The following is a 25,954-nucleotide window of genomic DNA, read 5'->3' on the forward strand; positions in this document are numbered from 1 at the left end:
ATTATAAAATATAAAAACAGCGGACAATCCATTAATTCGGAATGTCCGCTGTTTTGCCTTTTATTATGACTTGATGTTGTATTATTAATCGAAGAAGCCAAGACCTCTTAATGCGTTGATGAATCGTTTCATATAGTCAAGCGAGGTAACGGGCCACACAAATCCCATTCTGTAGAGAACCTGCATTGTGTATGTGTTGCTCTTGCCGACTGTAAATGTCTTTTGACCGTGAGCCATGTTCTGATATGCAATCATACTTGAAAGAATCTTTGCTTTTTCGGGATCCTGCTCGGCTCTGTCAAGTGCAATCATATATTCCTCATACTCTGCACCCTGTGAATGAAGTCCGATTTTGTTCATCTCAGTGTAGAGGTCGCCCATAATGAGAGTATGGTTGTTGAACGGGTGGAACACGGTGCAATCCTTCGGAGCCTGTGCAAGCAGAAGAATTGCCTTTGCCACAAAATCAATCGGAGAAAGCTCAAACGGCATTTCCATTGCCTCATACGGATATTTGCCTATAAGGAGTGTAGATTTGAGTCTGCCCATAAATGTGTTGGTGGTGAAATTAATCTGATATTCACCATCGCTGTTTCTTGCGGCAAGTGTGCCTACACGCATAATCTTTGCGTTAAAGCCCTTTGAAACCTCTTCAAGAATTGCCCTTTCCGCAAGGAATTTTGACAGGGTGTACTTTGAACCCTCATGCTGACCAAAGTAAAGTTGATTTTCTTTGAGCTTGTCAACAGAACCTTGCTCGCCCACAAACATACCGCCTACGCTCATTGTTGACACATGAACAAGTCTTGCATTAGCCTTTTTGCAGAAGTCAAGCACATTGAGAGTACCGTAAAGGTTTACATCTTCAATGTCTGTACCCTTTGAGAAGTGCTTAACATTTGCGGCACAGTTGATGACCGTGTTAATATCCTTGTCAATAAATTTATCGAATGATTCACGGTTTGTAACATCACCGCTGATAACGGTAACTCTGTCGGGATATCTTTCTTTCAGACTTTCTTCAAAGTAGTAATAGTAGATTGAGTTCATTCTGTTTTCGGCAGGATTATTGTTCTTGTCACGAATCATGCAGTAAACCTTGCCGTTATACTTGTGAAGAAGTTCGTAGAGAATGTGTACTCCGAGGAAGCCGGCAGAGCCTGTCAGAAGAACATTGCCGAGTTTTTGAAGCTCACCGTTTTTGAATGTATCAATATTATTCTTTTCAAGAACTTTATTGATATTTGTATAATCGTAGTCCGAAAGATTTTCAAGGTCTTCTTCGGCTGAATCATCCTTGCTCACAAATTTTGCAAGAGTCTGCGGAGTAGGATTTGCAAAAATGTCGCTGTATGCAACCTCAATGTTTTTCTTTGATGCGGAGATTACAATTCTTGTTGCTGTAAGCGATGTTCCGCCGAGGTTAAAGAAGTTATCGTCTGCAAAAACATTGTCAAGTTCAAGAATTTCTGCAAAGATGTCGCAGAATGTTTTTTCAAGTTCATTCTTCGGCAACCGACCTCTTTCGGATTTGTTGCTTTTAGGTTCGGGAAGAACCTTTGTGTTGACCTTGCCGTTTGGTGTGAGAGGCATTTTGTCAAGCTGAACATATGCGCTCGGAACCATATAATCCGTGAGAGATTTTGCAAGCTCAGACTTAATTTCATTTGGCTCAATCTGTCTGTCGGCTGTATAGTAAACGCAGATTGCGTCAGCCTTGCCGACCTTTCTGATGAGAGCAATTCCGCTCTTGATTCCGTCAACTGCGGTCAGGCACTTTTCAATTTCACCGAGTTCAATTCTCAATCCTCTCAGCTTAACCTGATTGTCTGTTCTGCCGAGAATAATAACATCGCCGTCCGTTGTCCATTTTGCATAGTCGCCCGAGCGGTAGGTGCGTTCACCGTTAAATTCGATGAATGCCTTTGCAGTCTGTTCGGGAAGTTTGTTGTAGCCGAGCGCAACACCGCATCCCTGAATGAGAAGCTCACCTACAACTCCGATTGGAAGTAGATTGTTGTCGGAGTCAACGATATATTCCGTGTAGTTGCGTAACGGCCTGCCGATTGAAATTTCGTCTGCATTCGTAAGATTTTTTGCGTTTGAAGAAACCGTGATTTCAGTCGGACCGTAGGTGTTGATTATTGTTGCGTTCGTCTTTTCACGCAGTACCCTTAATAGCTTGTCGGGATATTTTTCACCGCCCGAGAGAATAACCTTGCAGTTTGCCATTGCGTCTGCAAATTCATCAAGCTCCATATACTGCAAAAGTCTTGACGGTGTAGAGTTGAACGCATCAACATTGTTTTCTTTAAAGAATTCTGCAAGTAACATCGGGTTTACCGTCTGTTCTTCACTTGCAAAAACGAGGGTAAGACCGTTGCAGAGCGACAGCATGGTTTCCTTTAGCGACATATCAAAGCTGATTGTAGTTACAGAGCCGTATGCGTGACAGTTGTCAACAACCTCTTTAACCTGAATGTTAGAGTCGCTGTATTCAAGGTAGTTTGCAATGCCAATGTGGCGGAGCATAACGCCCTTTGGCTTTCCTGTTGAACCCGAGGTGTAGATGAGGTACGCAAGGTCGTCAGGCTGTACATCAACATTCGGGTTTTCTTCATTATTGCCCGAAAGAAGTTTTGAAATATCAACCGTGCGGTCATATACGCCAAGCAGTTCGCCGTCCGTAATTACAAAGTCTGCGTCGCTGTCCTCAATAATACTGTCGATTCGCTCCTTCGGATAGTCGGGACATGACGGAATAAACGCACCGCCTGCCTTGAGAATACCGAAAAGTGATATGAAGAATTTTGAGGTTCTTTCAAGCAGAATAAGAACCTTTCCGCCCTTTTCAAGATCTTTTTCAATGAGTGAGTTTGCCGTGATATTTGCAAGACGGTCAAGCTCTTTATAGGTCAGTTTGCCGTCACAAGCCGAAAGTGCAATTCTGTCGGGAGTTTTTGCAACCTGTTCTTCAAACATTTTGTGAAGAAGTTTTGTCTTAACGGGAGCAATTTCTGTTGACTTAAAGCTTTCAAGCTGAGCAATTGCGGCGTTGTCAAGGAGTGAAACCTTTCTGATTTTGCCGTTTGGATTTTCTATAATATGTTCAACAGCGCATAGAACGGATTTTGCAAGCGTTCTCATAAGTTCACCGCTGTAAAGTGCGTCATTGTACTGAACCACAACGCTTGGCTTGCCCTTGTAATCCTCAATGTGAATGGCTGTTTTAAATTTTGCAGTATTCATTTCAAGGTAATCACGGACAACGGCTTTGCCATCAATTTCAAGGTTATCAACAACACCAAGCTGATATTCGTACATAATGTTCGGTGCATAGCCGTATTTTGCACAAAGCTGTGCGTAGGGATAAATTTCGTTTTCAATTGAATCTGTGAAAACAGCCTTGCTTTTTTCAACAAATTCAAGTGAGGTGATATCCTCAATTTCAATGCCGAGCGCAAGAGTTTTCACAAACATACCAAAGCAGTTTGTAAGTCGCATATCGCTTCTGCCGTTGCTGATTGTGCTGATGTAAACATTTCTGCTGTTTACAAATCTTGAAACAGCGTAGAATGTGCCGGCAAGGAAAAGGTGGGCGGGAGTGATTCCGTGCTGTGAACAGAAGTTTTCAACCCTTGCCATATCAACGGGGACTGCCTGAGATGCAAGAGCACCGTCCTCTGCATGACCTCTGAGGTCAGCCGTGATTTCGCTTGCAGATTCAAAATTTTTCATCATATTGTCGAAGAACTTTTCAGCATTTCTAAATTCATCACTGCTTTCAGCCTTAATTTCATTCTCTGCATAATCAAAGTAGGTGTAGCTTTCAGGCTCAATATTACCTCCCTCATACAGCGTTTTAAGCTGTTCAAAGAAGAGTGCAACGGACGCACCGTCAAAGATAAGGTGGTGGAAATCCGAAAGCAGATATACCGCCTTTTCGGTTTCTGCAACCGAGATTCTGAACAGCGGTGCTTTCATAAGATTGTGCGGCTTTACAAAATCCTTTTTGTAGGCTTCAAGCTGTTCTTCCGTAAGCTTTTCAACGGGAACATTCGGCTTTGCAGAGTCAACATATGCCTGCTCAATATCATCGTTTTCAAGTGAAAGGTGAGTCATAATATATGGGTGAGCCTTGATTACCTTTACAACGCAGTCGGCAAGCTTTTGTGCATCGACTGATTTTGAAAATGTGAGAATTGACGGAATATTGTAAAGTGTGCTGTACGGATTTTTCATACAGTCAATATACACGCCGAGCTGAGTTTTTGAAAGGGGATAGAGAGCCTTGTGTTCTTTCTTTTCTTCTTTTTTGACAGTTTGCGGATTTGCCATACCGCTGAACATAAACTCCTGAAGTTCGTCCTCAATCGAAAGAACCGAACAGCCCTTCATCATCTTTTTAACCTGTGCCTCAAAGCCGAATGCCTTGTTGAGCTCAACAGCAAGCTTGATAACCGAAAGCGAGGTCATACCTGCGTTGATGAGATTATCGGAAATATCAAAATCGCTGTGTCCGATAATCTTTTCGATAATTGCGGAAATTTTCTTTTCAAGGAATGTTAGTTCCCTCGGAGCGGAATTTTTCTTTTTTGAAGATTCTGCCTTGATTTCGGGAAGCTTGCGCTTGTCAACCTTGCCGTTTACATTGAGAGGAATTTTGTCAATCTGCATCGTAGCGGCGGGTACCATATACGGCGGCTTGTGTTCAAGAATAAATTCGTTGAGCTTTTGAATGTCAATTTTTCTGTCGGCAACAATGTATGCGTTAATGCATTGTCCGCCGCCCTCAAGCTTTCTTGCGATTACAGCTGTGTTTGTAATGCCGTCATATTTGCGGATAATCTTGTCAACCTCGGAAAGCTCAATGCGGAATCCTCTGATTTTAACCTGACCGTCATTTCGTCCGATAAAATCAACCTTGCCCTCATCTGTAAGGCGAACAATGTCGCCTGTGTGATAAAGCCTTTCGTAACCGTTTTCATTGCAATACGGGTTCTTTTCGTATGCTTTTGCAGTCTGTTCGGGACGGTTAAGATAACCTCTTGAAACCTGCTGACCTGATACACAGAGCTCGCCCAAAGCCCCTGTCGGAAGCCGTCTGCCGTATTTGTCTGTTACATAAAGCTTGATATTGTCAAGCGCCTTGCCGACAGGAATTCTGTGATAGAGCTTGTCAACGGGTTGTGCTGTGATGTAAACCGTACATTCTGTCGGACCGTAACCGTTTATGAGTTCAAAATTCTTTGGCGGTGCAAGTGGAACAAGCCGTTCACCGCCCGTAAGAAGATATTTGAGCGAGTGGTTGTCAATTTCGGTTGCAAACTGTCTTGCAACCTGTGTTGTCATAAATGCGTGGGTGATTCCGTTATCTTCAAAATATCTGTTCAGCCTTACAAGGTCAAGTCTGATGTCCTCCTCAATAATGTGAAGCTCGGCACCGCCGATAAGCGCAGGATACATTTCACTGAGGCAGGCGTCAAAACCGTAGCTTGCATATGCCGAAACAACGCTGTGTTCGTCAATGTCAGAGTTTCTGATATGAAAATCGCAGAATGAACGAACATTTTTGTGTTCAAGCATAGCACCCTTTGGAGTGCCTGTTGAACCCGATGTATAGATAAGTATAAACAAATCATCGGGTGAGGGTTTTGCAAAAACTGCGTCTGATTTCGGAAGATTCGGAATATCCTTTGTAAGAAGAATATCACCGCTGTAATCGGGCAAAAGCTCAAGCAGATTTTCGTCCGCAATAAGAAGCGTTGCGTTTGCGTCCTTAATCATAAACTGAAGTCTTTCGGGCGGATATGACGGATCAAGCGGTTGATATGCCGCTCCCGATTTCAGCACACCGATTGACGCAATCGGCATATATTCGCATCTCGGAATCAGAATTGAAACAACCTCTTCTTTACCGATACCCTTTGAGTGAACATAACCTGCAATTCGGTTTGTAATCTCATCAATTTCAGCGTAGGTGAACTTCTTTTCTTTATATACAACCGCTGTTTTGTCGGGAGTTTTTTTGCATTGCTCCTCAAACAAATCAACAACGGTTTTGCTGTCGTCAAACGGAAATTCCGTTTTGTTGAAGTTATCAAGCTCTGCAAGCTGATTTTCGTTTACAAGCTCAACTTCGCAGAGCTTGGATTTTTTAAGAAACTGCTCAACAATCTTTAAAAAGCTGTCGGCAAACGAACGAATAGTTTCCTCTTTGAATAAATCGTTTCTGTATTCAAAACGCAATTCAAAATCTGTTTCTGATTCAAATACCATAACATTCAATTTTGAAATGGCACTTTTTAACGGAACAAGTTTTAATTTTAGAGCCTGACCGCCTATTTTAAATGTGTTGAATATGTCAGCCTGATAAGCCAGCATAATGTCGGCAGAAAGGTCATAGGCAGATGCAAGTTTCATAAACGGAAACCAATCGTTTGCAACTGTTTCCTTTATGTTTCTGCGTATTTTTTTGAGATAGTCCGAAACTGTATCTTCTTCATCAATGTTTGCATGAATCGGAAGTGTGCGAACCATCATGCCGACTGTATTTTTAAGCTGTTTGTCAAATCTTCCGTGAGTAACCGTGCAAACTGTTGTTTCGCTCTGATTTGTAAACTTTGCAACTGCGTATTCATATGCACCGAGGAAAACTGTGTACGGCGTAATTTGGTTTGCTAAGGCAAAATTGCGAACATCCTCAACGGAGAATTTTCCTTTCGTGGATAATTCAAAAGAACCGTTCGGTTTATCCTCAACCTCTGAATTCTCTGCAAAATCTTCCGTTATTTCCGACTTTGACTCAACAGCCGAAAAAATGCTGTCATAGTAGTTCTTTGATTTTTGATATTCTTCGGTTTCTTCAAGCTTTTCCTCAAAAACAGAAAGATCAAGCTGAGAAAACTTTTCGGGTTCAAGCTCTTTTCCATCATATGCAAGTGCAATGTCATTGCAGATAACCGAAACAGATGTGCCGTCAGAGATTATGTGGTGAAAGTCCATTGCAAACATAGATTTGTCACCGCATTCAAAAACCGCAAACCTGAACAGAATATCTTTTTCAAGGTCAAACGGCTTAACAAAATCTTTGCCTGCCTGTTCAAGGTTATCAACCTGTACAACAGGAATGTCAAAATCAACGCTGTCACGAGGCTTCATCATCGGACTTCCTGTTGAACTGTCAATGAAAATTTTCATAACAGGGTGATTGTCAACAGTTTTTCTTACGGCATTTATCAGTCTGTCGGTATCAAGACTGCCCTTGTCAAAAACATAGGTGCAGGGAATGTTGTACATTGTGCCTTTTGGATTGTGCATACACGAAAGATAAACACCCATCTGGCTCGGTGTAAGCGGATAAAGCTCTCGCTTTTCACCTTTGTATGTATCAAGTAAGTTGATTAAATTACTCATAATATTCAACTCCGTTTGTTAAAGTTTAATTATTGTGCGGTTGAAACCAAGCGCCCTTGAATATTCAACCTTATCCGAAATCGCCTTTACAACCGTGAGAGGACTCATCTCAAATTCCTTATCGTCATTGAGCGGATCAAATTCATCACCGTTGTCACGAACGGAAATAATGGTTTCGTTTTTATCGGCAAAAATTCTGATGTCGATGTCTGCAAATTTCTTTTTGCCTTCCATTCTTTCGGCACAGCTTGCAGCCATTTCTTCAACGGCAACTGCAATCCTGTTTGCACGGCTTTCTTCAATTCCGTTTTTTGAAAGAAAAGAGGAGAGGTAGAGCGAAACGCCTGCCGCATTTTCTTTTGTTCCTTTGAACGAAAGGGCAAGAAGCTCGTTGTCCTCGGTTTCTTCAAGAAGGTAAAAGTTTTTATACTTTCCGCCCGATTTTCTCTTTTCGGCAAGGTCAATAAAATACACAACTACAAGTGTTCCCACCTGTGCAACCACGAGTGAATACCATACGCCCGTGATGCCGAAAAATTTGCCGAGAATTAAAGCTGACGGAATGAGTATGACGATTCCGTTGATGATTGAAATTGCAGTAGAAATAGCTCTTTTCTGCGTTGCCATATAGTAGTAAAGCAACAAAAACGAGAATGAAAGTCCGGGGAATGACAATGCGTTGATTCTCATTGCCGGAACTGTGTTTGCAATGTCTGTGGGTGAAGTAATTCCGAAAAATTTAATTATCGGTTCAGGCTCGATACAGATGAAAAGCATAATTACAACGCTTGAAACAGCAAGCACCCTTGCGGCTCTGCGGAATGCATAGCGCACACCGTCATAGTCCTTTTCACCAAGACAAACCCCGATAATCGGAATCATTGTCTGACTTGCACCAGTGATGAACATTGACATAAAAATTTGGCTTGACGAGCATACCGAATATGAAACCATACCCGCACTTCCGCCTATGCTCTGAATAATTGTGTTTAAAAACAGCATTTTAACTGTTATCAGCATTGTACCTAATGCTCCCGAAAGTCCGATTGTAACCATTTTCCCGAGAAATTTAAAGAATTGAACGGGATTTCTGAGAATTGAAAAGTCAAAGTGCAATGTGCTTTTCTTCATGATGAAGTGTGTTGACATCATCACAAACCCTACCGCGTAGCCTGTTACGGTCGCAATTGACGAGCCTGCAATGCCCATTTTGAAAGCACCCATAAACAGGAAGTCAAGTCCGAGATTTACGGCATTTGCCACAATTACAATGTTTGATGCAAACGCAGGTCTTGCGTCTGCTCTTACAAAGTGAATTGAACACATGAGCAAAAGGTAAATCGGTGTGCCGATTATGAACGGAACATAGTATTGATACAACAGCGATTTAAGCTCTGCGTCCTTTGTAAGCAACGAGCTTATCGAGTCGGCAAGCGGCAGCTGAATTGCAATAAAAATTACGCTGAGTGCGATAAGTACGATAAATGTAGAAGTGAAAACACGGTTAGCCTGCTTTTCGTCACGCCTGCCCTTTGCAAATGAAATTATCGAGGACGCACCGAGTCCAAAAAGAATAGTAATCGAAAAATAAAACTGCGAAATAGGGGACATAAGGTTGATTGCCGCAAGTGAGTTTTGCCCCAGAAGATTGCCTGCAATAATTGAATCCACAATCATCGCAATGTTTGTTGCCATAGCCGTCAGAACTGTCGGAAGAAAATATTCCGTGTATTTTTTGTTGACGGTAACGGCATTTCTGCCAAGTACGGTACTGCTCATTTTAACTCCTTATCCCTGCTTAATGTCAAGGTAGTCAGACATCCCCGTCATTGAGAACAGCTCCATAATTGTGTTGCTTACATTGACAATTTTAAGATTTCCGCCTTTGCTTTTTAGGTTTTTATAAAGTGCAAGAATAACCCTCAGTCCCGAGCTTGAAATGTACTCAAGGTCTTTAAGATTGAGGGTTACGGTTTCAACCTCGTCAAAATCGATGCTCTTTGCCTCGTCATCAAGCTGCGGTGCTGTCATTGTGTCAAGACGGCCCTTGAGTGTGATAATAACATTCTGATTGCTTATAGCCTTATTGATTTCCATAGTTAGTTCCTCCAATAAATTTTATTCTTAATTTCAATCGTTCAACATTTCCATTATAGTGTCAATACCGTGACAAAATACTGACAATCGGATTATTATAACCTGATTTTGGAAACATTGTATTATTCGGTTTTGAATTTTGAGTGATGAATAATTGATTTTTTAAATTAGAAATTCTTTGTAATTGTAAAAATGTTTTTGCCGTTAGATCTTTCATAGGAAAGAGTGTCGGAAAGTTTCTTTGTCATAAAAATTCCCAGACCGCCGATGCTTCGTTCTTCAAGCGGAGCGTGAATGTTCGGCTCTGCAATTTCAAGCGGATTGAATTTCTTTCCGCTGTCAATGAATTTTACAACTATGCAGTCTGAAAGTTTGCTAACTTCAATTTTAGTCTTGCCGACATTTTCACCGTAAGCATAGTTGCAGATGTTTACAAACACTTCCTCGCAAATCAGTTCAAGCTCAAAAACAAGCTTACCGTCTGCATTTTCACCAAGCATTTTTGTCACAAATTCTATAACATTCGGCAGATTTTCCTTAACGGCATCAACGCAAACGATTGGCATAATTCTCACTCACTTTCAAAACACCTGTTTCAACATAATGTACAGTTTTATACAGGTACTTAATCACAAAAATTATACAACATTTTGAAGAAGAAATCTATAGAATTTGAAAAAATATTGCTAAATTGTGAAAATATTTTAATTAATTGCGTTTACCTCGCATTCTTTTGAAAAAACAAAACCGCACAAAACAAAAATCAGTTTTGCACGGTTTTGTGGTTTTTATTTACTTTTTTCAATTTCCTTATTAATTTCGTCAAGTGATAATCCATATTATAAAACCTGAAAAAGCCAAAATCAATAATAGCCTAAAATTAGTTTCTAAATTTGGCATTACTCACAAAGAAAAGAGGTAAGTTTTGTTGCACTTTACCTTTTTGAAAAGCGGTTGTAAATTTGTGTAATATATTATTTACTTTTGCCGAGTTAAATATTATAATAAAAGGTATGCTTGCAAAATATATCTGCAATATTTTGTAAAAAATGAATTTAAAGTATGGAGTTAAAAATGGGTGGGAAAAATTTAATAAAATCTAACCGAAAGGTTATTCTTGAGGGAATGCGTGACGGTATTCCGATTGGACTCGGCTACCTTGCCGTTTCGTTTTCACTCGGCATTGCCGCAAAAACTGCGGGACTTAATGCGTTTCAAAGCTTTCTTGCAAGCCTTTTGTGCAACGCATCGGCAGGTGAATATTCGGGCTTTACCGTAATTGCGGCTGATTCGTCATATTTTGTAATTGCGCTTGCAACCCTTGTTGCCAACGCAAGATATCTTCTTATGAGCTGTGCGTTAAGTCAGCGTATTTCAAAGGACACCTCGATTATCCGCAGGCTGTTGCTTGGATTTTTTGTTACAGACGAATTTTTCGGAATTTCAATTTCACGGTCGGGCAAGCTGAATCCTTTCTATACCTACGGTGCAATTCTTATAGGCTGCCCGTGTTGGGCATTCGGCAGTATGCTCGGCACAATTGCAGGCAATCTGTTGCCTCTTCGTATTGTCAGCGCACTAAGCGTTGCACTTTTCGGAATGTTCCTTGCAATAATCGTTCCGCCGTCAAGAAAAAACAAAACACTTCTCGGAATTGTACTTGTCAGCTTTGCGGCAAGTTTTGCATTTGCATATATTCCCGTCATCAATCAGATTGACGAGGGTACACGCACAATTATTCTTACAATCGTAATTTCGGCAGCGGCGGCATTGCTGTTCCCTGTCAAAGAAGAGGAGGAGAACGAAAATGTCGCATAATCCCTATATATACATACTTATTATGGCGGCTGTAACATTCGCAATCCGTGTTCTTCCGCTTACACTTGTTAAAAAGCAGTTTACAAACACATTTGTGCGTTCGTTTCTCTACTATGTGCCGTATGTAACGCTTTCGGTAATGACATTTCCGGCAATAATCAACGCAACTCACAGTCCGATTGCAGGCATAGCAGCCTTTGCGGCAGGACTTGTAGCGGCATGGTTCAACGCAGGTCTTTTCAAGGTTTCATGCGTATGCTGTGCAGTTGTGTTCATTCTTGAATTTTTTGTGTGACATTTTTGACGCATAGCCTGTTGTATAATTAGTTTGGAAAGTTTTGATTAACTGAAAGGATTTTTAAAATGAAGTTTTTGCATATTTCGGATTTGCATATTGGAAAATATGTGAACGGCTACAGAATGCTTGATGATCAACGCTATATGCTTGAGCGGATTGTTGAGATTGTAAAAGAGAAAAATCCCGACGCTTTGCTGATTGCAGGAGATATTTATGACAAGTCTTTGCCGTCTGCCGAGGCGGTCGAATTGTTCGACAGCTTTATGACTGAAATTGCAGGGCTTCACGGTAAAACAGGGTTGAAAACCTTTGTAATCAGCGGCAATCACGATTCGCCCGAAAGAATCGGTTATTTCAACAAGCTGATTGAACTCAACGGAATTTTTACCGACGGTGTGTTTGAAGGTGTTGCAAGAAAAAATACTGTTGAATGTGACGGAGAAAAGGTTAATATTTTCTCGTTGCCGTTTATCCGTCCGTCATTTGTGCGTAAGGTATATCCCGAAGAATCGGCTAAAATTACCGACTATACAACTGCTGTCATGGTTGTGTTTGAACATTCCGATATCAATGCCGATGAAACCAATATTTTGATTGCTCACCAGTTTGTAACGGGCAGTGAAACCTCGGGTTCGGAGTCAAGCCTCGGTACGCTTGATAATGTTGAACCGTATGTTTTTGAACCGTTCGATTATGTTGCACTCGGTCATATTCACGGCAAGCAGATTATGGGCAAAAACAAAAATATTGCCTATTGCGGTTCGCCAATAAAATATTCAAAAACTGAATGTCGCAACAAAAAATGTGTGATTTTCGGCGAGCTTTCAAACGGAAAATTAAATCTTGAAGAAATTCCCGTACAGCCGTTGCATGATATGAGAATCATAAAAGGAACTCTGCGTGAACTTGCAGAAAATCCGATATCCGACACATATGACGATAAAACCGATGATTATGTTTTTGCCGAGCTTACAGACGAAAATCCCGTTACCAATGCATTTTCAACGCTTGAAAATATCTACCCCAACATTATGGGACTTGAATATGTCAACAGAAAAAAGAGCATTGAAATGACTCCCGAAATGTACGGTAAAACAGAGGGCAAGAGCAATATTGAACTATTTTCGGATTTCTATAAAATGCAGAACGGAAAAGAGATTGAACCTGAATCCGTAAAAATTATTGAGAGAATTTTCAAAGAAATCGGAGGTGTAAACGATGAAACCGATTAAACTGAAAATGAGCGCTTTCGGTCCGTATGCCGATGTTGAAACGGTCGATTTTTCGGCATTTGACGGCAAAGGACTTTTCCTCATAACAGGTACAACGGGCGCAGGCAAGACAACAATTTTCGACGCAATCTGCTTTGCACTTTTCGGTGAAACAAGCGGTTCTTCACGAAACGGCGAAATGCTCCGCAGTAACTTTGCAAAACCGCTCACACGCACCTATGTTGAGCTTGACTTTGAACACAGGGGAAAGAAGTACCGTATCATCAGAACCACCTCGAATGAGGTCGCAAAAAAGCGTGGAACAGGCAGTAAAATTGAGGGTGCGTCAGCAGAGCTTACGGGTGATGACATTACAACTCCGCTCACAAAAACGGGCGAGGTCAATAATAAAATCAGCGAAATTATCGGCTTGAAATGTGATGAATACCGCCAGATTGCAATGCTTGCACAGGGCGAATTCAAAAAATTCATTGAGTCGGGAAGTGAAAAGCGAAGCGAGATTTTTCGCAAAATTTTTCACACGGACATCTACAAAGAATTTCAGGACAGGCTGAAAACAGAGTCAGCCGAAAAGCTTGAAGAAAAGAAAAAAGTCTGCGAACTTATCAAGTCAAAAACCGTTGCTGTTGAAATTCCCGATGATGATAGCTTTGCCGAAATCAGCGAAAAAATCAGCCTTTATACCGACAGAACAGACCTTACGGTAATTGATATTGAGCAATTTCTTTTGCACCTATCGGTACTTTCCGAGATGCAGAAAAAGGACAATGCAGAAATTGAAAAAAAGCGAAAAGAGCTTGAAAAGACAATTCTTGAGGAAGAAAAGAAAAAGGCCCTTGCAGTTGAAATTAATAATAAATTCGATACTCTTGATGCCGAAAAGCTCCGCCTCGAACAGCTTTTGCAGAGCAAACCGCATTACGATGAAATGCTCAAAAAAGCTGAGAATGACGAAAAAATACTGCACTCCGTAAAGCCAAAATATGATAGCTTTGCCGAGTCACGGAAAAGATATGATTCGGCACTCAAAAACTGTAAAAATGCGGAAATAAACAGAAAATCTGCCGAAGGAAATTTGAAATTAAAACAGAATGTTTTTGCCGAGAAAAAATCGCTTGAGGGCAAAATCGCAACGCTAAACGAGGAATCGGGAAAACTTCGTGCAAAGGAAGATACTTACAGAAAATATTTTAACCTTACGGAAAATTTGAGTGTATATGAATCAGTTTTGCAAAATTCCGAAAAGGAAATTTCAAACAACAGAAAATCTTATTCTGATACGGAAAATCTAAAGGCAAAAGCGGAAAAATTTATCTCAGAAAACAGCGACACAGAGCAGAAAATTTTTGACGCCAAGAGCAAAATAACCGCATTGAAAGACAAATCAGGCAAGGCTGAAAGGCTTTTTGCGGAATATCAAAATCTCGCAAAAATCAATGCAAAGTTGACTAATGCAAAAGCAGAATGTGCTGACCTTGCAAAGTCGGCAACGGCACTCAACAACGAGTACAACACCAAGCACAATATCTATATAATGAATATGGCAGGCGTGCTTGCCGACACACTCGAAGATGAAAAGCCGTGTCCCGTCTGCGGTTCATTGCATCATCCGAATCCGGCAAAACACAGCGAAAATGCCCCCGACAAGGATACGCTCGATGCTTTGAAGGCAAGGTGTGAAGTTGCTGAAAGTGCCGTTCATAAAAAGTCAAATGAGGTCACAAGGCTTGAAACGGAATCAGAGTCCGCAAAAACAAATGTCACGGAATTTGCAAATGCACTTGAGGTTGATGCCGAAACACTTTCTGCAGAAATGATTTCACAGCTTTTGTCGGAACAAAAGAAGCAATTAAAAACCCTTGAAAACGAAGCTTCTGACCTTGAAAAAGTCAGAGAACAGCGTGAGGTCTGCAAGGCTGAAATCTCAAGGTTTGATGAAAAGCTTAAAAAGCTTGACCTTGTTCATACCGAATTAATCCGCAAAAATGCTGACGCAAAAAGCAAATATAATTCCGCAAAAGAAGAAACCGAGAGCCTTAAAGCTGAGATAAAATACTCATCGGTTGAAGAACTTTTGAATGCGGCAAAGGCTTGTGCCGACAAGGCAGAGCAGATTAAGTCTGAAATCGACCTTGCGCAAAGCGAGCTTTCAAAGGCAAAGTCAGATTTTGACAGCAAGATTTCTGTTGAAAACGAAACTGCAAAACAGCTGAAAAGTTTTGAATCTGAACTTGAAAACAAAAAAATGGAGCTTGATATTGTTCTTTCAGAGAATAATATCCTGGAATGTCCCGATTTTAATTTGTTGACCGAAGATTCTATAAAAAAATTAAAACGAAAGGCAGAAACCTTTACCGATTCTCTGAAAAAATCTCGGGCAACGGTTGAAGCCTGTGAAAAATCAGTTGAAGGAAAGCAAAGGGAAGATGTCCTTAAAATCAATAAACTGATTGATAGCTATACTTCTGAAAAGGAAAAATGGGACAATCTTTATACCGCAGGCGACAGAAGTCTGCACAATAATCAAAACATTTACAACAGCGTTGAAAAGCTTAAAAATGACTTTGAAGAAAAGCTCAAAATAGCAGATGTTTACGAAAACCTCAAGAAAACCGCCAACGGTGAAATTGTTTCCGATAACAGCAAAATCACCTTTGAACGCTACATTATGGGTTCGTATTTTGAACAGGTTTTGTACTACGCTAATCTGCGTTTTTCAAAAATGACGGGCGGTCGCTATGAAATTGTCCGTGGCGAAAGCCGTGACAAGCGAATCAGTGCAGGACTTGAAATCAGCGTTCGTGATAATTTTAACAACAAGGAAAGGGATATTTCATCTCTTTCGGGCGGAGAATCTTTTCAGGCGTCACTTGCGCTTGCACTCGGACTTTCCGACATTATTCAGCAGAGAAACGGCGGAATCAGACTTGATTCAATCTTTATTGACGAGGGATTCGGTTCACTTGACAACGACAGCCTTGCATCTGCAATTGAAACACTTAATGACCTTACAGGCAACGGCAACCGCCTTGTGGGAATCATTTCCCACATAAGCGAGCTGAAAAACAGCATAGGCAACAAAATCGAAGTTGTCGGTACAAAGTCGGGCAGTTCAATAAAAATTATTACAGATTAACATATCATATTATGCAGCGGAGCAGAGATTTTCTGTTCCGCTATTGTATTTTAAAATTTGTTGTGCTACAATGTAGTTAGCAAAGACTAACTACAAGGAGGTCAATATGCTTTTAAACGGACTGATTATAATTTTAATACCGTTTCTCGGAACATCGCTCGGCTCAGCCGTTGTACTTTTTTCAAAAGGAGAGCTCAATCAAAAGCTGCAAAAATTTTTGCTCGGATTTGCATCGGGAGTTATGATTGCGGCATCAATATGGTCGTTGTTGATTCCGTCGATTGAAATGGCAGAAAGTCAGAACATAGTTGCGTGGATTCCTGCGACAGTTGGATTTTTGCTCGGAATTGGATTTTTGCTTTTGCTCGACAGCGTTATACCGCATATGCACCTTGACAGCGACAATCCCGAGGGCGTTCGTTCAAGCCTTTCAAAGAACACTATGCTCGTTCTTGCTGTTACCTTGCACAATATCCCGGAGGGAATGGCGGTAGGTGTAACATTTGTCGGAGCAATTTCGGATAATACGGGAATAACCGTTGCAGGCGCATTGGCTCTTGCGGTAGGTATTGCAATACAGAATTTTCCCGAGGGGGCAATAATTTCACTTCCGCTCCATGCAGGCGGAGCGTCACGCAAAAAGTCATGCTTTCTCGGAATTATGTCGGGAGTTGTAGAGCCTATCGGTGCTGTACTTACGGTGATTTTTGCAGGAATAGCAGTCCCATTGTTGCCGTATCTTCTCTCATTTGCCGCAGGAGCAATGATATATGTTGTAACCGAAGAGCTTATTCCGGAATCACAAAACGGCAAACATTCCAACATCGGAACAATCGGTGTTGCAATAGGATTTACGCTGATGATGGTTCTTGATGTTGCTCTCGGATAAATTTTTTTATAAAATCGGAAAATTTCACTCTGCAAATTCTTGACAAATTTGTCATATATTATATAATTAATGGTAAAGTTGTTGTGTAAAACAACTTAAATATATGTACATTTGTGCATATGAGCGTTAAAGGAGGACTTTATATGTTGAAAGTATTCAAGAACGAAAAATTATGGTGTGCAGTTGCAGGCGCAGCAGCAGTAATCGTAGGCAAAAAGATACTTAAAGCAGATAAAACCCGCAGTCTTGCAGTTACAGGTCTTGCAAAGGGTATGAAGCTTCAGAAAGATGCAAAGGCAGCTTTCCAGAATATGAAGGATGAAGCTTCGGATATCTGCTATGATGCTAAAACAGAGGCAGGTATTCACGAAGATGCTGTCGCTGAAGAAGTGACAGAATAATGAAATTTAAAATTGTCTATGACAAGCCGCAGAGAATTCGTTTTCGCTGCGGCGCATATGCATTTGATAAGGAGTATGAGGGGGCAATCTATAATCTTGTGACCGCATCTCCTTATGTGAATTCGGCACAGGTAAGTTCTGCAAACGGTGGCATTCTTGTCAATTACACAAAGGGCAGCAGAAGTAAAATTATCGACCTTGTAAGAGCAATTAATGTAAAAACTCTTAAAAAGAATGAACCGAGTGCGGAATTTGGAATTCAGAAGATTGACAGCGATTTTCATGACAATCTTTTCACTCTTGTTGCAAAGCACTATCTTTCAAAGATGTTCCTTCCTGCTCCGATAAGAACGGCAATCACTCTTTACAGAAGTGCAAAATATATTAAAAAGGCTCTCAAAACTCTTTGGAACGGTAAACTTACCGTAGATGTGCTTGACGGTGCATCTGTTGTGGCATGCTTGTGTCAACGCAAGTTCAAAACAGCCGCAACGGTTATGTTTATGCTCAGAATATCGGGCTTGCTTGAAGAATATACTCAGGCAAGAACAAAGGCGGTTCTCACAGACAGCCTTGCAATCAAGACCGACAGGGTATGGCTTGTTACAGATGACGGTGATGTTCTCATTCCGATTGAGGATCTGCGTGTCGGCGACAAAATCCGTGTTCAGACAGGCAAGGTTATTCCTGTTGACGGTGTTGTTGCGGACGGTGAGGCAACCGTAAACGAGTCGTCAATGACAGGCGAGCCGTTGCCTGTATTAAAGCGTGAGGGAATTTCCGTTTATGCAGGTACGGTAATCGAAGAAGGCAGTATTGTTGTAACAGTCCGTCAGCTTGCGTCAAATACTAAAATCAGCAAGATTATTGAGCTTATCAGCAATTCCGAGGAACTCAAGGCAGGTGTTCAGAGCCGTGCCGAAGCTCTTGCCGACAGAATTGTTCCGTTCAGCTTTATCGGATTTTTCGCAACTCTTATCTTCACAAAAAACATCACAAGGGCAGTTTCACTTCTTATGGTTGACTACTCCTGTGCAATCAAGCTGTCAACCCCTATTGCCGTAATTTCGGCTGTAAAAGAAGCGGCTGACAACGATATTACAATCAAGGGCGGAAAGTATCTTGAGGCTTTTGCAAATGCTGACACAATCGTGTTTGACAAGACAGGTACTCTCACAAACGCAGAGCCTGTTCTTGAAAAGATTGTTGCATTCGGCGATTATACCGAGGACGAGGTTCTCAGAATCTCAGCCTGTCTTGAGGAGCATTTTCCGCACAGCGTAGCAAATGCCGTTGTAATCGGTGCTGAAAAACGAGGAATTTCTCACTCCGAGGAGCATACCGAGGTTGAGTATGTTGTTGCCCACGGTATTGCAACAACACTTCACGGTCAGCGTGCAATAATCGGCAGTAAGCATTTTGTTGTTGAGGACGAGAATGTTACCGTTACAAAGGAACAGCAGAATATTATTGACGAAAAATCGGGCTCATGTTCCGTGCTTTACCTTGCAATCGGCGGTGAACTTTCGGGTGCATTGTGCATCAGCGATCCGCCTCGAAAAGAAGCAAAACAGGCAATTGATATGCTCAAAAAACAGGGCATAAAGAATGTTGTTATGCTCACGGGCGACAGCTACAGAGCCGCAAAGGCGACTGCCGCAATGCTCGGAATTACCGACTATAAGTGTCAGGTTCTCCCCGAGGACAAGCACAGATATGTTGAAGAAATGAAGCAGAACGGTCAGAAGGTAATTATGGTCGGTGACGGTATCAACGATACTCCGGCACTTGCCGCCGCAAATGTTTCGGTTGCAATGAACGATGCGTCCGACATTGCCCGTGAAACTGCGGATATTACCATAAAAGGCTCTGATTTGCGTGCGCTTGTGCGTGTTCGCAAGTTGAGCAAAGACCTTATGAAACGAATCAACAAAAACTATCGTTTCATAATTGCTTTCAATTCGGCACTTTTGCTTTCAGGCTTTATGGGCGTTATTCAGCCGTCGGTTTCGGCATTTTTGCATAATGCGTCAACTATGATGATTTGTGCAAAAAGTATGACTCCGCTGACAAAGAAAAATGATAAAGGCAAAGCTTTGTCGCTCCCTGAAAAAGCAGAGCAGTAATTTTAGTGGATATTTATAAGTAAATATTTCAAAAAACAACCGCTGTCAGGTTTAATCCCGACAGCGGTTTTGTGCTTGATTAAGCGGATTTTTTTACTTTTATATACGCATAGATGTAGGCAACGGCAATGCTTATCAGAAGAATTGCAACCATAATAAATGTTGAATTGATTCCCTTTATGAATGAGCTTTCAATGATTGTCAAAACTCCGGTAACTACAAAGGCAATTCCGCCGGCTCGGTTTGATTCATACCACGCCAAGTCACTGCTTTGAGTCCATGATGTTTTTACTCCGATAAACGAATTTCGTTTTGTTTTCGGAAGAAAGTTGCCTGCAATAATCAACATTAAACCCATAACCGTATTTATAATGAACGGCACATTATCTGTAAAAGTTGTGCTGTCGGGCTTTAAAATTGCCAGAATGAGAAACATCAATTGAAGAATATTGAAAGCCGCAATGATTGATGTCACAAGTATCGCAGTGATTTTTACATTGTTATTTATCTTTTCAACGCTGTTTGTGCTGTATTTAGTATATATCTTGGTATACACCATGTAAAATGCGTACATAAACAGAATGATTGCAGGGAGAATGAAGTTTTCGTATTTTGAACCGTAACGGTCAACAGCACCGCTTGCGTTGTAGTGCATGGGAACGGTGTCATTCATAAAGAATAAAAATACGGAAGTAAGCAAAGTGGGCAATATGGAAAGTGCAAGCATAATTTTATTCAGCTTTTTCATAAAATCAACTCCTAAAATTGTTTAAGCCACATTATGAGTTCGTCAAACAGGGTTGTGTTAAGCTCATAATAAACATAATTTTTTTCTTTTGATTCAATCACCAGGTCGTTTTTCTTCAACAGATTGAGGTGATATGAAAGCGATGCAGGTGAAATTCCAAGTTTTTCGGCAATGTCGCCTGCAATCATTTTCTTGCCTTTCAGCATTGTCAGAATATTTCTTCTTATCGGATCTGAAAGTGCTTTAAGTGTACCGTTCAGTGACAAGCAGATACCTCCTCACAAAGTCCTATTACATCTATTTAAAAAATATTTTAAATAGCTTGTAGCTTTATTATAGCCTGATTTACCGAAAAGTCAAGAACTATTTAAAAATATTTTTAAATAGTTCTTAAATATCTCTGACGAATATTGCAGAAAAAAATAAAAAATTTCTCTTGATTTTCTTTGTTGAGTGGTATATAATAATACTCGGTTAGCAGAGGCTAACTCTTTTGAATAAATCATGTGGACTTCCCTTGCGGGTACCGAAAGCCTTTACTCGGGAGGATGTGCTTACCTTCCGAGAGGGTTGTCTGCAAGAAAAAAAGTTAGGAGAATTATAATGACTTATTTAAAAATTGAAAAAGTAGTCGGCAGAGAAATTCTTGACTCCCGTGGCAATCCGACAGTTGAGGCAGAGGTAACACTCGTTGACGGTACTGTTGCAAGGGGTACTGCCCCAAGCGGTGCGTCAACAGGCGAATTTGAGGCACTTGAACTCCGTGACGGCGACAAGTCAAGATATCTCGGCAAGGGTGTTTCAAAAGCAGTTGAAAATATTAACACAGTAATTAATGATACAGTTGCAGGTATGGATGCGTCAGACATTTATGCAGTTGACAAGGCTATGATTGAGGCTGACGGCACAAAGGACAAGTCAAAGCTTGGCGCTAACGCAATTCTTGCCGTTTCAATTGCAACAGCAAGAGCAGCCGCAACAGCACTCGATATTCCGCTTTACAGATTCCTCGGCGGTATCTCGGGCAACAGACTCCCTGTTCCTATGATGAACATCCTCAACGGTGGTGCTCATGCCGCAAACACAGTTGATGTTCAGGAATTTATGATTATGCCTGTAGGTGCACCGTCATTCAAGGAATGTCTGCGCTGGTGTGCAGAAGTTTTTCACGCACTTGCTTCCCTCCTCAAATCAAAGGGACTTGCAACATCAGTAGGTGACGAAGGCGGTTTTGCTCCGAACCTTGCAAGTGATGAGGAGGCTATTCAGTATATTCTTGAGGCTGTTAAGAATGCCGGCTATGAGCCGGGCAAGGACTTTATGATCGCTATGGACGCCGCATCATCGGAATGGAAGGGCGAGAAGAAGGGCGAATATGTTCTTCCGAAGGCCGGCACAAAGTTCACATCGGCAGAACTTATTGAACATTGGAAAAAGCTTGTTGAAAAGTACCCAATTATCTCAATCGAAGACGCTCTTGACGAGGAGGACTGGGATGGCTGGCAGCAGCTTACAAAGGAACTCGGTGACAAGGTTCAGCTTGTCGGCGATGACCTCTTTGTTACAAACACAGAAAGACTTGCAAAGGGTATCAAGCTTGGCTGCGGTAACTCAATTCTTATCAAGCTTAACCAGATTGGTTCGGTTTCGGAAACTCTTGAGGCTATCAAAATGGCTCACAAAGCCGGTTACACAGCAATTTCTTCACATCGTAGCGGTGAAACGGCAGATACAACAATTGCCGACCTCGCAGTTGCTCTTAACACTTGCCAGATTAAGACAGGTGCTCCGAGCCGTTCAGAGCGTGTTGCGAAGTACAATCAGCTTCTCAGAATTGAAGAACTCCTCGGTGACAGCGCAGTTTATCCCGGTACGGACGCTTTCAATGTTAAAAAAGACTGATTAATAAGACAGTTTGTTTTCATAAATATTTTCTCTAATGTTACAGGGCAGAGTCGTTTTTACGGCTCTGTTTTGTTTTTGCTGAAACCTTAGAATAACAAAATATTGACAATTTGCAAATTTTCATCAAAACGGTTGTATTCTTAAAACAGTCAATAATAATCGGATAATGTGAAATACTTATTATTTGGTTATAAAATTATGCTGTAATAAAATAGGACAAAATCAATACTGTGCATTGTGTAAAGTTTTTTCAAAACAAAAGCGTCTTTATTTCGTCATTCCTATACATTTACATTCACAAATCGCTGTGCTATAATCTAGTGCAGATTGCAATCTATCGCACACTCTGCTCCTTGCAAGCAAAGCAGAGTGTTGCTCTGATTTAAATCTGTTTGCAGAAATGCCGCATCGTCAGGCAAAGCATAGCGTTGATATGGACTTATACTTAAACGAAAAAGATATTAAAAACATAAAAATTTTTGATAAGAAGTGTGAATGTTATGAATGGTTCAAAATCTGTTAGAAATCTGACTCAGGGAAAAATTTCAAGTCAGATTTTATTTTTTGCAATTCCCGTAATAATCGGCAACCTTTTACAGGAGCTTTACAATGTTGTCGATACGCTGATTGTCGGTCAGACTCTCGGTGAAATCAAGCTTGCGGCGGTCGGATCAACGAGTTCGCTCAACTTTTTTGCACTCGGATTTTTCATAGGACTTTCCGCCGGCTGTTCGGTAATTACTTCACAGCATTTCGGTGCAAACGATATGGAACGGGTGAAAAAGAGCGTTGCCGCCCACATAATAATTGGCGTTGTGTCGGCTGTTGTGCTTACTGTTTCGTTTGTACTTCTTGTTAATCCGCTGCTTACAATGCTCGGAACAACCTCGGATACATTCGAGTACGCAAGCAGATATCTTACAATAATTTACCTCGGAATCCCCGCCACAATGCTCTACAACCTTACGGCATCACTTCTGCGTTCGGTTGGTGACAGCAAAACTCCGCTTTATCTGTTGCTCTTTTCATCCGTAATGAATGTGGGACTTGACCTGTTATTTATCATAGTGTTCAGGTGGGATGTTTCGGGTGCGGCAATTGCAACGGTAATCTCTCAGCTTGTGTCGGCAGTTCTCTGTTGTGTGTACATTTATTTCAAGGTGAAAATGCTCTTGCCGAACAGAAACAGCTTTAAAAATTTGACTTCAACTGTACGGGACGAGCTAAAAGTCGGTTTCCCGATGGGACTTCAAAACTCAGTAATTTCAATCGGAATGATGGTTTTGCAGTATTTCGTAAATCAGTTCGGTTCATATGCCGTTGCCGCCTACACAATCGGCAACCGTGTTCAGCTCCTCATCCAGAATCCGATGAACTCAATGAGTACGGTTATCGCAACATTTGCAGGTCAGAACGAGGGCGCAGGAAGATATGACAGAATCAAAAAAGGCGTCAATTTTTGCCTGTTGACCTGTATTGCATATTCAATTGTAATCGGTGCGGTTTCAATGATTTTTGCTCAGCCGATAACAGGAATCTTCACAAGCGGAAGCTCACAGCAGACTATTGATTATTCCATTCAGTTTATGTTCTGGAACTGCCCGTTTGAGTGGTCGCTTGCAATGCTGTTTATATACCGTGGAACAATTCAGGGACTTAAAAACGGCATTGTGCCTATGATTGGTTCGCTTATCGAAGTTGTTATGCGAATTATGACGCCCGTCATTTTCAGTTCTGTAATAGGTTACGCATCAATCTGTGTTGCCGGTCCTGCCGCATGGACAGGAAGTATGCTCCTTATGATTGCGGTTTATTATGTTAAAATAAGAAAACTTTCAAAGACGAAAACTGTTGTGGCAAATTAATCCTTTATGTGGTACAATATTCCATGTGATTATAGTAACGAAAGGGATTTTTATGATTTGCTTTAAAAAAGTTACAAAACAAATTTGTGATTATAAATCTGTAAAAGAATTATACCTTTCCGCATTTCCAGCCGTTGAGAGAGTACCGTTTTGGCTTTTGATGAAAAAATCAAAAAATGACGGTGCAGATTTCTACGCAATTTATGATGAAGAAAAGTGGATTGGACTTATCTATGCAATCACGGACGGCAAAGTTGTATATGTGTACTACTATGCAATTTCCGAAAAGGAGAGGGGACACGGAATCGGAGTTGCCGTGCTTGATGAATTTAAAAATTTGTATAAGGGCAAAAGAATTTTTCTTGCAATTGAACAGCTTGAAGAAGAAAATGCTCCCAATCAAAAACAGCGAATGAGTCGTTATAAATTCTATCAGCGTTGCGGATTTTTAAGGCTGAATGCAAAGATTGTTGAGGCGAAAATAACATTTGATGTTATGGCATACGGCGGTGAAGTCAATCCCGAAAGCTATAACAAAATGATGAAAAAATATCTCGGCAAAATTATGTCGCACTTCATTAAAACAGAAATGAAGGGCAGCGGAAAATATTTTGAATAATAAAAACACCGACAGGTTAGCTTTTGGCCTAATCTGTCGGTGTTGTTTTTTATAAGATATATTATTTTGTACAGCGGTTGCCGGATGTTATGGATTTGCGGGCGTTTATTTTATTGCCGACAAATTCGAAGAGCTTAAGTCTTAAAAGCTCAATTACGCAACAGCCTGCGAATATGAGAAGGATTGTTATAAATACAATCGGAATGTAAATCAGGGTGTCATAGAGGTGCTTATTGCTGAAGTTTGCAACATTCCACAGACAATCACGAACATACGGATTTTCGTGGATTGCATATATACCGAGCGTTGTGCCGGCTACTGTATTGACAAATTTTGAGCTGAAATTGAAATCTCTGAAAAAGAGAACCAACATCGCCGATTCGGCGAGGACAATCGGGTTGTTGAACATACCGAATGCCGGTTTGTATTGTGGAAAAACAGATGCCAATACAAAATCTAATACGCAAAGGCCGACGAAAATGCCGAGATAGCGGAAATTTGGTTTTCTTTTCTCAAGCGGTTTCTGCTTTACAAACAACCTCAGATAACCGCCAATTATGTACATCAAAAGGAATCCGCCAAGACTTTTGCCCATATAAGGATCAAGTATTTTGTTGACGCTGATCACATTGTTTATTCCGTGAATTTCCGCAAGCGTTGACCATAGGCCTACTGCCACAAAAACAATTCCCATAAAGTAGAGGTAATGTTTTTTAGAAAGTGACGCAAGCATTTTGTTGAGAAATGGGCTGAGCAGAAGAATAATCAAATAATTGCTCAGGAAATACCAAGTTCGTGACATTAGCGGAGTGAACGCCTTTATAACTGAATTTATATTTATGAGTGACGGATCGCTTATGAAGAAAATTATCGAAAGTATAATCGAGTAAAAAATCATTGCACCGTAGATTTTTCCGCCACGCCGTATGGTCTTTTTTATATCAAACTGCGAGGTTATCATGAAGTAGCCGCTTATCATAATAAACACATCAACAGGTGTTCTGCAGAATGACCATACAAATGTCACCAATATACCGTCAATATCGCCTGCGGCATTTGATGCGTCATGAAGTAATCCGTACTGATACGCATGCAAAAAAATTATCTGTATCATCGCAATAATTCGCAGTAACTCAATACCGGACTGTCGTTTTATTTTGCTCATTTTTAAACCCTCCGTAAACGGAAATCCCAAAAAGTACGGGATTTGTATCTGTCAATTTCTGACAGGAACTTCGTTTTCTTAACAATTTTCGTAAAATTTGCAACGTTGCTACAAGTACCAATTATACCATAATTTGCCTGTTATAACAATTTATTCGGTGTAGTATTTCAAGAGAAAAACAAGTAATTTTTAAACAATATATACAAAATTTGTACATATGTACAAAAAGCAATAAAAGT

17 protein-coding genes are annotated in these 25,954 nt (G+C 40.8%); 10 read left to right on the plus strand and 7 right to left on the minus strand.

Going from position 1 to position 25,954, the window contains the following annotated elements:
• Window positions 1–84: 84 nt before the first annotated feature.
• From WMO31_RS00505 to WMO31_RS00520, 4 genes are all read right to left on the minus strand, one after another.
• Window positions 85–7,416 (minus strand): non-ribosomal peptide synthetase, encoded by a 7,332-nt coding sequence (locus WMO31_RS00505; protein ID WP_367999024.1) that lies wholly within the window; start codon window positions 7,414–7,416, stop codon window positions 85–87.
• Between the two features lie 18 nt (window positions 7,417–7,434).
• On the minus strand, window positions 7,435–9,195 hold the full coding sequence (locus WMO31_RS00510; RefSeq protein WP_304027813.1) for an MATE family efflux transporter: 1,761 nt from the start codon (window positions 9,193–9,195) through the stop codon (window positions 7,435–7,437).
• A gap of 9 nt (window positions 9,196–9,204) precedes the next feature.
• Window positions 9,205–9,513: an STAS domain-containing protein gene (locus WMO31_RS00515; protein WP_304016929.1), complete on the minus strand. Its 309-nt coding sequence runs from the start codon at window positions 9,511–9,513 to the stop codon at window positions 9,205–9,207.
• 167 nt (window positions 9,514–9,680) lie between these two features.
• Window positions 9,681–10,079, minus strand: a complete 399-nt coding sequence (locus WMO31_RS00520) for an ATP-binding protein (protein WP_304017021.1) — start codon at window positions 10,077–10,079, stop codon at window positions 9,681–9,683.
• A 508-nt stretch (window positions 10,080–10,587) separates the two neighbouring features.
• Between WMO31_RS00520 and WMO31_RS00525 the strand changes: the two genes are divergently transcribed.
• The 7 genes from WMO31_RS00525 (at window position 10,588) to WMO31_RS00555 (ending at window position 19,413) form a co-directional block, all read left to right on the plus strand.
• Window positions 10,588–11,331, plus strand: coding sequence for an AzlC family ABC transporter permease (locus tag WMO31_RS00525; RefSeq protein ID WP_367999025.1), 744 nt, complete (start codon window positions 10,588–10,590; stop codon window positions 11,329–11,331).
• Window positions 11,321–11,626: an AzlD domain-containing protein gene (locus WMO31_RS00530; RefSeq protein WP_015523509.1), complete on the plus strand. Its 306-nt coding sequence runs from the start codon at window positions 11,321–11,323 to the stop codon at window positions 11,624–11,626. Before WMO31_RS00525 ends, WMO31_RS00530 begins: the two co-directional genes overlap by 11 nt.
• Before the next feature lie 68 nt (window positions 11,627–11,694).
• Window positions 11,695–12,861 (plus strand): exonuclease SbcCD subunit D, encoded by a 1,167-nt coding sequence (locus WMO31_RS00535; protein ID WP_367999026.1) that lies wholly within the window; start codon window positions 11,695–11,697, stop codon window positions 12,859–12,861.
• Window positions 12,848–15,997 carry an AAA family ATPase gene (locus WMO31_RS00540; protein WP_367999027.1) on the plus strand — a complete coding sequence of 1,050 codons (3,150 nt, stop codon included), beginning with the start codon at window positions 12,848–12,850 and terminating at the stop codon, window positions 15,995–15,997. Before WMO31_RS00535 ends, WMO31_RS00540 begins: the two co-directional genes overlap by 14 nt.
• A gap of 106 nt (window positions 15,998–16,103) precedes the next feature.
• The gene (locus WMO31_RS00545) at window positions 16,104–16,886 is read left to right on the plus strand and encodes a ZIP family metal transporter (protein WP_101070243.1); all 783 of its coding nucleotides are present in this window, start codon (window positions 16,104–16,106) and stop codon (window positions 16,884–16,886) included.
• Between the two features lie 143 nt (window positions 16,887–17,029).
• Window positions 17,030–17,287 carry a DUF1490 domain-containing protein gene (locus tag WMO31_RS00550; RefSeq protein WP_187299825.1) on the plus strand — a complete coding sequence of 86 codons (258 nt, stop codon included), beginning with the start codon at window positions 17,030–17,032 and terminating at the stop codon, window positions 17,285–17,287.
• Window positions 17,287–19,413 carry a heavy metal translocating P-type ATPase gene (locus WMO31_RS00555; protein ID WP_367999028.1) on the plus strand — a complete coding sequence of 709 codons (2,127 nt, stop codon included), beginning with the start codon at window positions 17,287–17,289 and terminating at the stop codon, window positions 19,411–19,413. Before WMO31_RS00550 ends, WMO31_RS00555 begins: the two co-directional genes overlap by 1 nt.
• Before the next feature lie 79 nt (window positions 19,414–19,492).
• Here the strand turns inward: WMO31_RS00555 and WMO31_RS00560 are convergent, their stop codons facing one another.
• Together WMO31_RS00560 and WMO31_RS00565 are read right to left on the minus strand one after the other, a co-directional pair.
• Window positions 19,493–20,161, minus strand: a complete 669-nt coding sequence (locus tag WMO31_RS00560) for an SdpI family protein (RefSeq protein ID WP_303666360.1) — start codon at window positions 20,159–20,161, stop codon at window positions 19,493–19,495.
• A gap of 11 nt (window positions 20,162–20,172) precedes the next feature.
• A complete protein-coding gene (locus tag WMO31_RS00565) occupies window positions 20,173–20,427 on the minus strand; it encodes an autorepressor SdpR family transcription factor (protein ID WP_303666359.1) in 255 nt (84 codons plus the stop codon).
• Window positions 20,428–20,764: 337 nt separating this feature from the next.
• On the opposite strand from WMO31_RS00565, the gene eno reads away from it, so the two are divergent.
• The 3 genes from eno (at window position 20,765) to WMO31_RS00580 (ending at window position 24,550) form a co-directional block, all read left to right on the plus strand.
• Window positions 20,765–22,063, plus strand: coding sequence for a phosphopyruvate hydratase (gene eno / locus WMO31_RS00570; RefSeq protein WP_367999029.1), 1,299 nt, complete (start codon window positions 20,765–20,767; stop codon window positions 22,061–22,063).
• Window positions 22,064–22,566: 503 nt separating this feature from the next.
• Complete coding sequence (locus WMO31_RS00575; protein ID WP_367999030.1) at window positions 22,567–23,931, plus strand: MATE family efflux transporter; 1,365 nt, start codon at window positions 22,567–22,569, stop codon at window positions 23,929–23,931.
• A gap of 52 nt (window positions 23,932–23,983) precedes the next feature.
• Window positions 23,984–24,550 (plus strand): GNAT family N-acetyltransferase, encoded by a 567-nt coding sequence (locus WMO31_RS00580; protein WP_367999031.1) that lies wholly within the window; start codon window positions 23,984–23,986, stop codon window positions 24,548–24,550.
• Window positions 24,551–24,611: 61 nt separating this feature from the next.
• Here WMO31_RS00580 and WMO31_RS00585 read toward each other — a convergent pair whose 3' ends face one another.
• Window positions 24,612–25,715 carry an acyltransferase gene (locus WMO31_RS00585; RefSeq protein ID WP_367999032.1) on the minus strand — a complete coding sequence of 368 codons (1,104 nt, stop codon included), beginning with the start codon at window positions 25,713–25,715 and terminating at the stop codon, window positions 24,612–24,614.
• Between the last annotated feature and the right edge of the window lie 239 nt (window positions 25,716–25,954).

Origin of the sequence: Ruminococcoides intestinale (assembly GCF_040095935.1) — a bacterium.
Lineage (GTDB): Bacteria > Bacillota > Clostridia > Oscillospirales > Acutalibacteraceae > Ruminococcoides > Ruminococcoides intestinale.